Origin of the sequence: Candidatus Thiodubiliella endoseptemdiera, assembly GCF_964212635.1 — a bacterium.
Classification (GTDB): Bacteria; Pseudomonadota; Gammaproteobacteria; order PS1; family Pseudothioglobaceae; genus Thiodubiliella; species Thiodubiliella endoseptemdiera.
The window spans coordinates 18250-32191 of record NZ_OZ156463.1; the positions used below are offsets into that span (position 1 = coordinate 18250).

Here is a 13942-nt window from a genome sequence, read left to right on the forward strand (position 1 = left end):
TTGAAAAAAACTGAATTAATCCTAAGTTTATCTGAGCAATCTACTACATTGCTTAAAGCAGAAGTAAAAACTTGTGTGGACACTATCCTTTTAACGATTACAGACGGTATCGTTAGTGGTGAAGGGGTTGAGATAAGAGGATTTGGCAGTTTTGCAAAGAAACACAAAAAAGCACGCATAGGCATCAACCCGAGAACAGGTGAAAAGACTCAGGTGGGTGCAAAAAATATGCCATTTTTTAAGCCAGGACAATCGCTTAAGGAAGTTGTAAATAATTAAAAAAATAGGTTTTACTTTACGGTATAATTTTATTTTTTTATGGGGCGTTAGCTCAGTTGGTAGAGCATCGGACTTTTAATCCGCTGGTCGAGCGTTCAAATCGCTCACGCCCCACCATATTTTTTTAGTTAGATAGTTAGTCGTATAACAATAAATATAAACATTTCTCTTAATAAAATGAGGATTGTTTATGAAAGTTATATCGATAATATCAACTAAAGGCGGAGTCGGCAAGACAACGCTTACTGCGAACCTAGCCGGATATCTATCTGGACTAGGCAAGCAAGTCTTAATGATAGACGCTGACCCTCAGCCTAGTCTATCTTCCTATTATGAAATTACAGAACAAGCACCTAATGGCTTGACTGAATTTCTGACGCATCCTGAAAATGCAGATAACTGTCTTAGTAAAATACACCAAGGTTGTGATTTAGTTTATTCGGACGACCATGACAATCAATTGCAATCATGGCTAGTTGGTAAAGGTGATGGTCGCTTCAGATTAAAGATTGCAATCAAGCAACTTACTAAAAAGTACGACTACATTCTAATAGACACGCAGGGTGCAAAGGGTAATTTGCAAGATGCAGCTGTCTTAGCAGCAGATGCTTTAATCTCGCCAATGCCACCAGAGATGGCAGTAGTTAAAGAACTGGAGCGTGGCACGCTATCAATGCTCTTAGACCTTCAAAGTTATAAAGAGATGGGCATTAATGTTCCAAATTTATTCGGTGTTATTTATAAAGTAGATAGAACAAAAGACGCCAAACAATTTGTTGAATATCTTAATAATTCCTCCAAAAATAAATCTTACACAATGCTTAATACGCAAATACCGCAATCAGTGGTATTTAAAGAAGCGACTAGCAAACAAATACCTGTTACTGAATTTAAAAATAGCAATAAAAAACAACGACAAAAGGCAAAAAAAAGCGCAGCATCAATTGAAGCCTTAGTCAAGGAGATAGAAGGATTATGACTGCTATTTTAGAATTAGATTGCCTTACTACCCTAGGAATAATAAGGACATTTGCCACAAACCACGGCTTGTATGGCATTGCCAGAGCAAAATCCAATAGTGTGATAGTTAGGTTAGAAAGTGTGATAGTTAGTCATTTCAAAACCCTTGCTAGGAACGGCTTGTATGGCATTGCCAGAGCAAAATCCAATAGTGTGATAGTTGGGTTAGAAAGTGTGATAGTTAGTCATTTCAAAACCCTTGCTAGGAACGGCTTGTATGGCATTGCCAGAGCAAAATCCAATAGTGTGATAGTTGGGTTAGAAAGTGTGATAGTTAGTCATTTCAAAACCCTTGCTAGGAACGGCTTGTATGGCATTGCCAGAGCAAAATCCAATAGTGTGATAGTTAGGTTAGAAAGTGTGATAGTTAGTCATTTCAAAACCCTTGCTAGGAACGGCTTGTATGGCATTGCCAGAGCAAAATCCAATAGTGTGATAGTTAGGTTAGAAAGTGTGATAGTTAGTCATTTCAAAACCCTTGCTAGGAACGGCTTGTATGGCATTGCCAGAGCAAAATCCAATAGTGTGATAGTTAGGTTAGAAAGTGTGATAGTTAGTCATTTCAAAACCCTTGCTAGGAACGGCTTGTATGGCATTGCCAGAACAAAATCCAATAGTGTGATAGTTAGGTTAGAAAGTGTGATAGTTAGGTTAGAAAGTGTGATAGTTAGGTTAAAAAGTGTGATAGTTAGGTTAAAAAGTGTGATAGTTGTCGATATAAGTCATTGTTTTTGCATTATAAAAACACCGTCTAAACTAACTAAACTTAATAACTTTATAAACTACCCGTTATTTTCATTTATCAAATAAAAAATAAAACCATGAACAAAAAAACAACTGAAATCAAAAGGTCTAATGCATTAATAAATGCTTTTTACAATATGTCGGTAGATACATACAAAGTATTTAGCCTAGCTGCCAGCAAATTCAAAGATCAAATATTTTATGATGATGGCATAACACAACAAGATATATTTCGTGTTGTAATTGAAAGGGAAGAGATTGAAAGTATTTTTTCTTCTTTTAGAAAAAGTCATTTAATCAAAAAAAGATTCAATCAGATTGCTAAAGAAACAAAAGCGAATAGTGCAATTGCAATTCCAATTACTAATGGTGATGAGGTGGGTTTTAAATTTATTCCCATTATCGACTCAATAGTACACAATCCTATCACACAACAAATTGTTATGACTTTTCGCCCAGAGGCAAAGGAACATCTAAATCCAGATTCAGAGAAAGGAAATTTTGATTTAGATGATGTTAAAAATTTGGGCTTTATTACTTCAATGAAACAAGTCCCTATTTACAACATTTGTCATAAGAATATAGGTTTAGGTTCAGTAACAAAAACAATTAAAGAGCTTAGAAAATTAACAAATACATCGGAAGATAAATATCAATTAACAGGTCATTTTATTAACAGGGTTATCAAATATCAAGTTGATGTTATTAATGAAAATTCAATATTAGAAATTGAAATCATACCAATAAAAACGGGTAGAAAAATAACTCATATTAAATTCAAAATGTTAAACAAAAGCAATCATCCACTCGAAGAAATCAATCAAGAATCGGACAATATCAAAGCACAATTAATTAATTTAGGGTTCAACAAAAGCAAACTCGAAACTCTTTTAAAAACACCATCAGAAATACTGATACAGGCAATTAATGAAACTCAAAAAGCAAAGGCAAAAGGATTTAAAAAATCAATGGAAGCCTGCTTTTTTTGGCAAATTAAGCATCTAAGTGAAAATACTGATACAAAAATACAACCATATCAATTGGTTCAATTATTCAAAGACAATCTGAGTATTGAGACAAAACAAGGTTTATGGAATGAATTTTATGCTCAATTAAATGAAAAAGAACAACAAACCTATTCTCAAGCAAATAAAAATCAAAATAAAACAATAAAACAAGCATTAGAAAATGACTTTAACAGTAAGTACAACAAATGGATTTATGAAACAAAAATTAAAAACAAAGGAGAAAAATGAAATTTTCACAAAAAATAAAGAATATAAGGCTGTCAAAAAATATGACGCAAGAAGCATTTGCTAATTTCTTAGGGATTGGTTACGCATCAGTTCAAAAGTACGAGAGTGGGGTTCGCAAACCTGATTTTAAGGCATTAAGAATTATCTGTAAAAAATTCCCGCAATATACACTCAATTTAATAATTGATGATATTGGTGCCAAACACAAGCAGGTTCAAGTCAAAGAAACAGAAAAGGAGAGAACATGTTAAAAGTAAACCAAAAACAAAAACCAGATATGGTTGATATTGAGGATTTAGTCAGCCCTGCTGCTTTTAATTCAGGCGTTAATTTAAAAGCTACACCTGAATTTAATGAACATGGGGACAACATTGACCCCATCATCAGAAAAATACCTATTCAAAGCATTGACGTATATGTATTTAACCCTCGTCAAGCAAATAATGATCACTTTGAAGCAATCAAAGAATCAATTAAAGAAATAGGATTGCAGCAAAGGTTTTCAGTGGTTAAAAATCCTGAGACAAAACGCTATACTTTGATTAAAGGTGGTAACACCAGACTATTAGCATTTAAGTCGCTATATCGAGAAACTGGCGATACTAAATTTGCTTCAATTGATTGTATCGTAGAGGCGTGGGAAGGCGAACTTAATAAAACACAGGCTGTAATCGCACATTTGGTTGAGAATGAGGCCAGGGGTGATTTGATATTAGTTGATAAAGCCAAGGCGTTGATTGAGTTGGAGCAGGATTTTAGGCGCAATTTAAATTATGAAAAAGAGTCTGAGGACTCCTCAGAATCTTTTGAACATCGAAAAGATAATTATAAAAAAACAGGTGCTTTTGTAGATTATTTAAAAGACAATGGCTATTCGGTCAGCGAAGGTCAACTAGGCTTGTTCCGCTTCGCCGCAACCAAACTCACTGGCAATTTAGATCACTTCTTAAACGAAGGCATGGGTTCGCCACAGGTTATTAAAATTCGTGCAGTGTATAACAATCTCAAACGCATATTGAAGGAAAACGATAATACTGATGGGTGCTTTATAGATGATGTTTTTTCTAAAACATTAAAAAAATATAACAAAACTAAAAATCCATTTGATTTTGATAAGTTATTAGATTTGTTGGTTGTTGATTTTTTGACTATAGAACCTTTTTTAAGTGTCTTTGGTAGCAACACAGAGTTTAAAAAGGAGTTGCTAAGCACAAGAAGGCCAAAGAAAAAAGAACAAAAAAAGATTACCCAAGAAGATACTGCTATCGATGATGCAAATAATGAAAGCAACGATGATAAAGATATCGATAACCAAGAAACTACTCCGTTTGCACCATTAATACCAATTGTAGATGAGGCAAAAACAATAAACGATATTGACAACACTGATGTTAATGAAAAACAAGGGCAAGAAGGCGCTGATGGTTTAGATTTTTACAGAAAGCAAGCTTACGGTTTAGTAGAAACAATCACTTCTAAACTTAATTTAAGCAATACAGTTATACGAATTAATCATGGATGTGGTTTTTTGTTGGTTGATATTGTTGATAAACCAGAAAACACTTTCGAAAGTTGGGGGGTTTGGTGGTTATTGCTAGGTTATTCACACGCTGCTGATGTGCTTAATCCAATAATAGATTTAAGATTATTAGGACTTGCTGATATTGAGCTTAATCAAGATTTATCAGCACTTTATGTAAACACTAATCTTTCAGATGTTGAGGCAGTTGATTCAAGTTTGGAGAAAATCAATCAATTATCTGAATTGTATGAGTTTCGTTCAACTAATTTACAAAGCGTTAAAGATAGGCTGGTGCCATCCTTGTGGCAAGATATTACTGGACTTGAAGCGGTTTGTTATCAGATTATGCGTCTTAGCATAAATGGAGATAGTGCACTTTGGGAATAATAATATGAATTTAATTGAAACAGTTAAAGGTTTACTTAGTCAAGATCTTGCAATAAAAACTTACGAGTGTATTGCTAATAACGATAAAGCGTTGTTATATCAAATGGGGTTGGATGATGAAGCTATTGCCTGCCTCAATAACAATGGCGAAACTAATATGAAGTTGGCAGTACTGGCTTTTGAACAAGCAATATCTGTGCAAACTTATGTTGACCCAGAAATCATTAGAAAGGCAATGGTTAATAACTCTAAACATTTTAAAGAAGAAACTCTAATTAATAATTTAGTTACATCTGGCGCAGGATATGAAATGATTAGGCATTTTATTAAGGTTTACACAAATCGCAAGCACACAAGGTTGCGCCAAGTGTTTAGTGTTAATGATTCAGATATTAATAAGGATAAAAATTCAATTACAGAGGAAGTTGCTGATAATCTTTTTGCTAGTTTTGAAAAAGAAAATAGAGCGATTAATATTCAGGACATATTAAACTTTTCAAATGAAAAAAATTATTCAATGAGTTCTATATGGCGTGAATTAAAAATATTTATTAATAACAATGATACTAAGTAATGAACATGATGACATTTTAGAAATGAACATGGTGGAAGATTAGTAATGAGCATGGTGGTATTTTAGAAATGAGGTTGTTCTCCCTTTAAAGGGCTTTTAAGGGTAAGGGGAGCATAGCTCCCCAGAGGATAAGAATTGTCACAGTCGTTTGGTAGTAATTTTTGAGACAGAAAATAAAAATAGATTAAGGATGAAGTATGGAATTGGATTTAAAGAAATTAAGGACTGAGGCAGAAAGTGCTCAATTGAAATATGAGACATTGAGGCAGGAGAGTGTAGATTTGAGGGATGAGTTTAAGGCTGAATATCCAGCGAAGGTTTGCCCAGTGTTTCTTGGACGCAATCCCGATAAGTCTTTGACGCCACTTTTTTGGCGTTATTCTTCTACTGTCAAGGGGAAGAAAGGCTTACGCCCTAAAGTCGATGACTTTTGGGCGTTGATTAGCAAAATGAATGAGTCAGACAGAGTCAAACTTGCAGATTTTGAAGTAAATAGAATGCGTATAAATTACCAACTTAGTGTTGTGGCTTACAAGATTTCAAGACTAAAGCAGTTTATAGGTGACTTAAATAATTGGGAAAATAATATAAGGGGATGAGATTGTGGCAAAAACAGAAGATAAAAGTTTAAAGCATCAAAACAAAATAAATTTTATTATTGATGAATTAAACAATAGACCTGATGCAGTTGATGTTATTTGTAGGATGTTAGATTTTGAAAAAAGATATATATTGCCAGTGAGCATTCATTTTCCAGGCATTGAAAGGACTCTGAATATTGACGAATTTTTAGAAAACTGGAAGTCTGAAAACCCGCAAGCACTTAGTGAAATAGAGTTGTTATGGAGTAAATCTGAGCTTAGTACAGACAGGAAAGGTAATAAAAAAGAATGCCCAAATGGTTTTGTGATTAAAAATATAAGGCAATCTTATTAATGCTGATATTTTTGCTTACAAGAATTTTTTGTTTAAATTATTATAAAAAATTAGGAGATAGAAATGAAATTATATATTTGTGAAAAACCAAGTCAAGCAAAAGATTTGGCTAGAAATTTAGGTGTTAGCGACAAGGGTAATGGATTTATTGGCGATAATTCTATTGTCGTTACTTGGGCAATAGGGCATTTGATTCAACAGTTAGAACCTGATGAAGTTGATGTGAAGTATTCAAAATGGAATATGGAGCATTTACCTATTGTGCCAAGGGTTTGGAAAATGAAACCAAATCCTAAAACTAAAAAGCAGTTAAATGTTATCAAAGGATTGCTCCAAAAGTCTAACCATGTTGTGATTGCAACTGATGGAGACCGTGAAGGCGAGGTGATTGGTCGTGAGTTGCTTGATTATTTTAACTGGACTGGGCGTATTGATAGACTTTGGTTAACTGCACTTGATGACAACAGTATTCAAAAAGCATTAAATAATCTAAAACAAGGTCCAGAAACTGAACCTTTGTATGCCGCTGGTCTTGCACGAGCAAGAGCCGACTGGATGGTTGGCATGAGTGCCACACGGGCGCTTAGTTTAATGGCTCAGGGAAAAGGATATCGGGGTGTGCTTTCAGTTGGCAGAGTGCAAACGCCAACACTTGCTATTATTGTTAATCGTGATATTGAAATTGAGAATTTTAAGCCTAAAGATTATTATGATATTTTAGGTGTATTTAGCGGTGTAAAAGCCAAATGGTGGTTTAACAATGATGAGTTCTCTGATGAAAACGGGCGTTGTCTTAATAAGGATTTTGCACAAAGTGTTGTGGACAATGTTAAAAGAGGTGGTAATGCTGTTGTCGAACAATTTGCGACACAACGCAAGAAAGTGTCTCCACCATTGCTTTATTCACTCTCGGCATTACAACAAGAAGCCAGTAAAAGATTTGGTTTTGGGGCAAAACAAGTGCTAGATTTAGCACAGTCGCTTTATGAAAAACATAAGGCGACTACTTATCCTCGTTCAGATTGTCAATATTTGCCAGTATCGCAGTTTTCTGAAGTTAAAGGTGTTATGAGTTCTATTAGTAGTATTAATAGTGATATTGGCAAATTAATCGCTAATGCTGATTTAACAATTCAATCTAAAGTATGGAATGACAAAAAGTTAAGCGCTCACCACGGCATTATTCCTACCGAGAATGCGCAAGTGAATGTGTCCGATATGACCACAGAGGAAAACAAACTTTATGATTTAATTGTTAAAAGTTATATTGCTCAGTTTTATCCAAACTATGAATATGATAAAACCAGTATTGAAATTAATGCTAGTGGCAAAATGTTTACTTCAAGTATTAATGTTGATATTAATTTAGGATGGAAAGTTGTTACAAGTTCTCAGGCAGAGTTAAAGCAAGGCACTGTGCCAAAATTCTCACAAGGGCAAGTGTTAAATGTTGACGCAGTAGATGTTGAGACTAAGCAAACAAAGCCATCATCAAGATACACTGAAGGAACACTTATTGCTGCCATGGAAAAAGCACATTTATTTGTTACTGATCCAAATTTAAAACAAGTGTTAAAAGGCAATGAAGGGATAGGCACTGAAGCTACTAGAGCGAATATTATTGATTTGTTGAAAAAGCGTAACTTTTTAACGGTCAATAAAAAACAAATAATATCAACTGATACAGGTAGAGCATTGATATCTGCTGTGCCAAGTGCAGTTAAAGACCCAGGTATGACAGCGATTATGGAAAGTTCTTTATCAAAGATTGCTACAGGGGAATTAACGCTTGATGCTTTTATGGATTGGCAGGTTGATTGGTTGGGTAAATTAATTGAATCAATTAAGTCGCAAACAATTAGTATTGAATCAAATGTTAAAACGGTTGAGTGTCCAGATTGTGGCAAAAATATGTTTTTACGCAAGGGGAAGAAAGGGCAGTTTTGGGGGTGCAGTGGGTATCCAGACTGCAAGACAGTGGCACAAAACGATAATGGCAAGGCTGTGTTTGAAAAAGATATGCCAGACTGTCCCGATTGTGGCAAAAAATTAAGAAGAGTCAAAGGTAAAAAAGGCTTTTTTTGGTCGTGTAAAGGCTATTTTGATACGCCAAAGTGTGAATTTATAGCCCAAGATAGGGCTGGAAAGCCCGTTTTTAAATAAAACCAATATAATTATGAATGAATATATAGCAAGTCTAATTGAATATGCGACAATCTCTGGGACACTTCTAGTGCTTACGATAATAGCAATTAGTATTCCAAGACTACTAACAAAGAATAAATCTTTTATGGTAACTTTTGGGTTTGTTGTTATGAGTGCAATATCGGTGTTTACACTGGCGATGATGGGTGAAATTGATAGTGAAAAACAGCAATATATTTTAAATAAATTGAAATCAGGAGACTTAATATTAATGTGTAAACAAAATGGGAATTTATATTCAGAAGTGAAAAATATCCCAATTTCTCTATCCAATTTCGTGTTTACCTTTAAAGATGGTTCTTTCATTAATTACGATGCTTGCAAAACAAGAAAATCAAAACAATCAAAATTAATGAAGGTCAAAAATGAATAATCATAGCGAAGAGGCTACAGATAGGCCACAAACATTGCGAGAACTTATTATTAAAAGGGATGTAGATATTGAATTTAATATCAGAGTAATAGATAGGGCAATTGCTTTTTTAGAGTCTAGCTTATCAGTGAAAGATTGGCTAGATTCAGAGGTTAAAAATAATGGCAACCATTCAAATCATTAAAAAATCAGACGACAATAACGAATGTTGGTATAACGAGTGCGTTGGTCAAAATTTTAAGGTTATAGAAGAGCCAAAATTTACGGGTGCTCATAAAAACTCAATTATTGTCCAAACCCCATCAAATCACGATGGCTGGGTTTGGAGTGGTGATTATAAGGTTGTAAATGATTAAAAAGGAGGTAGGTAATGTTTAAAGAGAGAGAAAAATTAATAAAGGCGGATGTAAAAATAGAAAGGATTGGTAACGGCTTCATCGTTGAAAGTCAGGATGCTGAGAGTACTGGGGATTACCCCAATTCAACAAAATATTACAAGGAGAGTATAAGGGATATTATAGAGTCGCTAATTTTGGAGATACAACAATGTCTGATTTGAACAAAGAGTGCGAACTTGGAAACTATGATAAAACTATATTTACGCTCAAAATAGATTTCTCTGCAGGAACTGATGAAATCTAGCGCAAAACAAAAATAGGACTTACAACAATGCTACCATTTTTTAGTTATTACGGAAGTAAATATAGATTAAGCAAATCTGGCTTTTATCCAAAACCCAATGGTGTGGTGTGTGAGCCGTTTGCAGGTTCTGCAACTTACAGCGTGTATCACGATGTTGAGTTTGCGCTACTGATTGATAAAGACCCCGATATTTGTAGTCTTTGGAGGTATTTAATTAATGCAACTGAACATGATATTAAAAGTATTCCCAGCGACCTAAATGATGAAATATTCAAAAAACTGGGTTGTGAGCAAAAAAACCTAGTGGCTCGTTGGGTGTCTAAAGGTAGGGCTAGACCTAATGCAAATACACTGGGAGATTGGTATCATAAATATAAATCAAAACATGGATGTATGGTGTGGGGCGATGGCGTTAAACAACGCATTATTGACCAATTGCCACTCATTAGAAAATGGAAAATTATACAAGGTGATTATACTGATGTACCCATAACAACAGATATAGGAACATTCTTTATTGACCCGCCGTATTCTGGCGATTGTGGTAACAAATACAAATACAATAATAAAAAAATAAATTGGAGTAATTATGTTGAATGGGCAAATAATTTACCAGATTCATCAAGGGTTATTATTTGCGAAAACAAAGATGCTTGTATTGATTTAAGCGACATCAAAGGCAAGCAAAAACAAGTGCGAACTTATACAGCAAATGTGCATAAATACAATACAGAAATTTGTATCACTAGGAACGAAAAAGATATAAAAAAGAAGAATGGGGCATTTACTTATTTCTCTTTATTTTCAGGTATTGGTGGGTTTGAGGTGGGTATTCAGAAGGCAATTCCGTATGCAGAATGTGTCGGATTTAGTGAAATAGATCCCTATGCAAAATCAATTTATCAAAAACATTTTAAAACACACAAGGATTATGGAGATGTCAAAAAAATTAACGAAAACGAGTTGCCAGAATTTGACTGCTTGGTGGGAGGATTCCCATGTCAGCCATTCTCACTCTCAGGAAAACGCAAAGGGTTTGACGACACACGAGGAACATTATTTTTTGACATTGTCAGAATTCTTAAAGCAAAACGCCCAAAAGTGTTTGTACTTGAAAATGTCCGAGGATTGTTATCACACGATGAAGGACGAACCTTTGGTGTCATTATCAAAACATTGGATGAACTTTGGTACGATGTCCAATGGCAGGTGCTTAACTGCAAACATCACGGAACACCGCAAGATAGAAATAGAGTGTTCCTTGTTGGATATTCTAGAACCTGTGAACAAAGTATCAAAAAAATATTACCTATCCGATACTCAGGCTCAGAAACTTCTAAACTATCGGAGCAGCAAGCAATGGCCAATACCCTTAGAAAACAATACGCAGACGGAAGCAGGCAAGGTTCGTACATTATTGAAAGTGGGGGACCACAAGTGTTAGGGAATGTTAACCCATCCAATACTGGTATGAACGGTAAAGTTTATAACCCCCTTGCACTTGCACCCACACTCACTACAAACAAAGGTGAGGGGGTAAAAATTTTTCATTCAGAGAGAATTTACACATCCCCAGGTAGTAACGAAATGGGTGGCAATCTGGGTCTAATATCAAGAGAGGATGGCATTAGTTATGCATTAACAAAAACACACACCAACCATGTTGTTCATATGACACCTCCGCTTAAATCTCAAGGTGGTGGACTAGGGGCGAAGACGGGATTGTATTATGTCAAAGACAGAGTTAGGAGATTAACGCCGATTGAGTGTGAAAGATTGCAAGATTTTCCTGATAGTTGGACTGGGTTTGGCAAAAACGATGAAACTATATCAGATGGACAGAGGTATGCGTGTGTAGGTAATGCAGTGAATACCAAGGTTGTAGAGGTTATTTTTGACAAATTAAAACCTGTTTTGGTTGATAAAAAAGCAGAAGAAAAGATATCAATACCAAAAGTGGTTAGTTTTAGTGGTGGTAGAACCAGTGGAATGTTGTTGTTGCAACTTTTAGAGCGAGGGGAGTTGAAGCAATGGCGTGGTGATTGTGTTGTATTCAATAATACTTCTGCTGAACATAGTGCAACTTATGCTTTTGTATCAAGAATTAAGAAAATCACAGAAGAGCAATATAATATTCCATTTTTCATGACCGAGTTTTGCACTTATGAGGCAAAAACAAACAGGGGTTATGTTCGGAGGAAGACTTATAAATTGGTGAATGATTTGCCGTATTGTGAACGCAATAATATTAACGGCTATAAGTTTAAAGGCGAAGTGTTTGAAGAGTCAATCAGTCAAACTGGTGTATTACCTAGCACTTATCAAAGAAATTGCACTATAAATATGAAAATCTTAACGACCAATAACTTTTTAAAAGATTGGATGGCTAGTAAGCCTTATATTGATCAACAAGGAGAGCCTTCAAAAACTTCAAATATTAGTGATACTGATATTGTTAAAAAACACAGAAGGTATAATGGCGAACTGAGTGATGAAGCGATTATAGATAAGAAAACTTTTGTCAGGTCTTGCCAAACCTTTCGACCTAAGCAATTTTTCAAAGATTATACCTCTGCTGATATTGATTATAACAACGCTTATTTGCAAGAAAAAGTTGCTGCCCATGGTTGCATTCTCCTACTTGGTAAAAACGCCATTAAATATCACAACTATCTCGGCATTCGTTTTGATGAACAACATCGTGCCGTAAAAATTAGGCAAAGAATTAAAGACGCTAAAACAAACCTTTCTAGGAAGAGTGGTAAAAAAATTAGTAGTGCAAAAACACAGCCACCCTTTGAAAATGCAAACATGCCTCTGATTAAGGCAAGAATTGACAAGCAAAAGGTCGTTGAATTTTGGACAGACCCTGCAAGATCTAAATATGATTTAGATTTGCCTTACACAGGAGAATTATCTAATTGTATTCACTGTATGCTAAAGGGAAAATCTACAAATATGTTAATTGCCAAGCGCAATACTCAACCTATAGATTTTGACTTATTAACGCCAAATTCTATAGAGTGGTGGGCATGGATTGAAGGAAAATATTCAAGAAAAGTGATTAAAAATACTCAAAATGAATACACACATATCGGTTTTTTTGGCGTTAGCCAAGAGTATGTATATCAAACATGGGTTGACAACCTGGAAAATAGTAACGAAGAAGACTTGATGAAATCGTCAAAATCAGATGCATGGGTTATGGACTGCAATTGCACCGATTAATCGTACAGTAAAACCCCCATCCAAAAATAGAAAACAAAAAACACAGAAAACTCAACTAATATAATGAAGACATTAAAAAAATGCGAAAAGTATTTAATAACAGTAAAGTGTAATGATCCATTTATAACATCATCCTATATTCAAAAGACAGAGGGGGAGGTTGTTGATTTATTTAATAACTTATATTTTTGGTTTGACGATGCGTATGGTCAAGAGTGTTTTATCGCATGCAATGCCGATAATGTGATTTCTATTGAGGATATGCCAACTAAACTCCCTGCCATTATTCAAAGTTAATGTTTCAACCTAGCACCAAGGTTAGCCAAGATTAGCAATAGGTTGATGGTTTTTATTTTTGGATTTGGTAAAAACACACATATTTATAAAATTGCCAGAGTATAATGAATTTCAAATAATAATTTTAGAGAGCGCATCACTTAACGATGCAACCTTAAAGTCCTCACTTAGAAACGGTGGGGCAAAGTTAGATTGAAAGATTGCCTGTTAGTTATATATAACAGTCTCTAGCGACTATCCGATACGATGAGTGTTGTGTTAGTTTTTTAGCAATCTCAAAGTTGGTGTTTTTTATAAACAATCCTAACCAACTTTTCAGCTAGAGTTATTAATGATCACTTTGTGTGTTATTTTTTCAACTCTCTTATTTCAAAAGAATTTAGATAATGAAAATTATCTGATACTTGACATATTGTCAATTACATTTGTAATTGATTGTGTGTCATTTCCATGCGGAGACAGATTTATTCTCCGTAATG

Annotated in this window: 16 protein-coding genes and 1 tRNA gene; all 17 read left to right on the plus strand. The window is 34.7% G+C overall.

The window, feature by feature from the left end; translation table 11 throughout:
- The 17 genes from AB8525_RS00105 (at position 1) to AB8525_RS00185 (ending at position 13463) form a co-directional block, all read left to right on the plus strand.
- Positions 1–279 (plus strand): HU family DNA-binding protein, encoded by a 279-nt coding sequence (locus tag AB8525_RS00105; protein ID WP_369151770.1) that lies wholly within the window; start codon positions 1–3, stop codon positions 277–279.
- A gap of 41 nt (positions 280–320) precedes the next feature.
- Positions 321–396, plus strand: a tRNA-Lys gene (locus AB8525_RS00110).
- Between the two features lie 73 nt (positions 397–469).
- Entirely contained in the window at positions 470–1258 is a 789-nt protein-coding gene (locus AB8525_RS00115; protein WP_369177827.1) for a ParA family protein, read from the plus strand.
- The gene (locus AB8525_RS00120) at positions 1255–2109 is read left to right on the plus strand and encodes a hypothetical protein (RefSeq protein WP_369177828.1); all 855 of its coding nucleotides are present in this window, start codon (positions 1255–1257) and stop codon (positions 2107–2109) included. The genes AB8525_RS00115 and AB8525_RS00120 overlap by 4 nt, the downstream gene beginning before the upstream one ends.
- An 11-nt stretch (positions 2110–2120) precedes the next feature.
- Positions 2121–3299: a replication initiation protein gene (locus tag AB8525_RS00125; protein WP_369177830.1), complete on the plus strand. Its 1179-nt coding sequence runs from the start codon at positions 2121–2123 to the stop codon at positions 3297–3299.
- Entirely contained in the window at positions 3296–3550 is a 255-nt protein-coding gene (locus AB8525_RS00130; RefSeq protein WP_369177832.1) for a helix-turn-helix domain-containing protein, read from the plus strand. The genes AB8525_RS00125 and AB8525_RS00130 overlap by 4 nt, the downstream gene beginning before the upstream one ends.
- Positions 3544–5208, plus strand: coding sequence for a ParB N-terminal domain-containing protein (locus AB8525_RS00135; RefSeq protein ID WP_369177834.1), 1665 nt, complete (start codon positions 3544–3546; stop codon positions 5206–5208). Before AB8525_RS00130 ends, AB8525_RS00135 begins: the two co-directional genes overlap by 7 nt.
- 4 nt (positions 5209–5212) lie before the next feature.
- A complete protein-coding gene (locus tag AB8525_RS00140; RefSeq protein WP_369177836.1) occupies positions 5213–5782 on the plus strand; it encodes a hypothetical protein in 570 nt (189 codons plus the stop codon).
- A 197-nt stretch (positions 5783–5979) separates the two neighbouring features.
- A complete protein-coding gene (locus tag AB8525_RS00145; RefSeq protein ID WP_369177838.1) occupies positions 5980–6381 on the plus strand; it encodes a hypothetical protein in 402 nt (133 codons plus the stop codon).
- A 4-nt stretch (positions 6382–6385) separates the two neighbouring features.
- Positions 6386–6718 (plus strand): hypothetical protein, encoded by a 333-nt coding sequence (locus AB8525_RS00150; protein ID WP_369177840.1) that lies wholly within the window; start codon positions 6386–6388, stop codon positions 6716–6718.
- A gap of 63 nt (positions 6719–6781) precedes the next feature.
- On the plus strand, positions 6782–8881 hold the full coding sequence (locus AB8525_RS00155; RefSeq protein WP_369177841.1) for a DNA topoisomerase 3: 2100 nt from the start codon (positions 6782–6784) through the stop codon (positions 8879–8881).
- 13 nt (positions 8882–8894) lie between these two features.
- A complete protein-coding gene (locus AB8525_RS00160; RefSeq protein ID WP_369177843.1) occupies positions 8895–9296 on the plus strand; it encodes a hypothetical protein in 402 nt (133 codons plus the stop codon).
- Positions 9289–9480 (plus strand): hypothetical protein, encoded by a 192-nt coding sequence (locus tag AB8525_RS00165; RefSeq protein ID WP_369177845.1) that lies wholly within the window; start codon positions 9289–9291, stop codon positions 9478–9480. Before AB8525_RS00160 ends, AB8525_RS00165 begins: the two co-directional genes overlap by 8 nt.
- Positions 9458–9652, plus strand: coding sequence for a hypothetical protein (locus AB8525_RS00170; protein WP_369177847.1), 195 nt, complete (start codon positions 9458–9460; stop codon positions 9650–9652). Before AB8525_RS00165 ends, AB8525_RS00170 begins: the two co-directional genes overlap by 23 nt.
- A 14-nt stretch (positions 9653–9666) precedes the next feature.
- Positions 9667–9855 carry a hypothetical protein gene (locus tag AB8525_RS00175; protein WP_369177849.1) on the plus strand — a complete coding sequence of 63 codons (189 nt, stop codon included), beginning with the start codon at positions 9667–9669 and terminating at the stop codon, positions 9853–9855.
- Positions 9856–9965: 110 nt separating this feature from the next.
- Positions 9966–13166 (plus strand): DNA (cytosine-5-)-methyltransferase, encoded by a 3201-nt coding sequence (gene dcm / locus AB8525_RS00180; protein ID WP_369177851.1) that lies wholly within the window; start codon positions 9966–9968, stop codon positions 13164–13166.
- A 63-nt stretch (positions 13167–13229) separates the two neighbouring features.
- Positions 13230–13463 carry a hypothetical protein gene (locus tag AB8525_RS00185; RefSeq protein ID WP_369177853.1) on the plus strand — a complete coding sequence of 78 codons (234 nt, stop codon included), beginning with the start codon at positions 13230–13232 and terminating at the stop codon, positions 13461–13463.
- Positions 13464–13942 lie beyond the last annotated feature (479 nt).

Bases quoted from the DNA above. Each gene is read 5' to 3' on its own strand.
- AB8525_RS00115 (WP_369177827.1), top strand. From the start codon at position 470: ATGAAAGTTATATCGATAATATCAACTAAAGGCGGAGTCGGCAAGACA.
- AB8525_RS00120 (WP_369177828.1), top strand. From the start codon at position 1,255: ATGACTGCTATTTTAGAATTAGATTGCCTTACTACCCTAGGAATAATA.
- AB8525_RS00125 (WP_369177830.1), top strand. From the start codon at position 2,121: ATGAACAAAAAAACAACTGAAATCAAAAGGTCTAATGCATTAATAAAT.
- AB8525_RS00130 (WP_369177832.1), top strand. From the start codon at position 3,296: ATGAAATTTTCACAAAAAATAAAGAATATAAGGCTGTCAAAAAATATG.
- AB8525_RS00135 (WP_369177834.1), top strand. From the start codon at position 3,544: ATGTTAAAAGTAAACCAAAAACAAAAACCAGATATGGTTGATATTGAG.
- AB8525_RS00140 (WP_369177836.1), top strand. From the start codon at position 5,213: ATGAATTTAATTGAAACAGTTAAAGGTTTACTTAGTCAAGATCTTGCA.
- AB8525_RS00145 (WP_369177838.1), top strand. From the start codon at position 5,980: ATGGAATTGGATTTAAAGAAATTAAGGACTGAGGCAGAAAGTGCTCAA.
- AB8525_RS00155 (WP_369177841.1), top strand. From the start codon at position 6,782: ATGAAATTATATATTTGTGAAAAACCAAGTCAAGCAAAAGATTTGGCT.
- AB8525_RS00160 (WP_369177843.1), top strand. From the start codon at position 8,895: ATGAATGAATATATAGCAAGTCTAATTGAATATGCGACAATCTCTGGG.
- AB8525_RS00165 (WP_369177845.1), top strand. From the start codon at position 9,289: ATGAATAATCATAGCGAAGAGGCTACAGATAGGCCACAAACATTGCGA.
- AB8525_RS00170 (WP_369177847.1), top strand. From the start codon at position 9,458: ATGGCAACCATTCAAATCATTAAAAAATCAGACGACAATAACGAATGT.
- AB8525_RS00175 (WP_369177849.1), top strand. From the start codon at position 9,667: ATGTTTAAAGAGAGAGAAAAATTAATAAAGGCGGATGTAAAAATAGAA.
- dcm (WP_369177851.1), top strand. From the start codon at position 9,966: ATGCTACCATTTTTTAGTTATTACGGAAGTAAATATAGATTAAGCAAA.
- AB8525_RS00185 (WP_369177853.1), top strand. From the start codon at position 13,230: ATGAAGACATTAAAAAAATGCGAAAAGTATTTAATAACAGTAAAGTGT.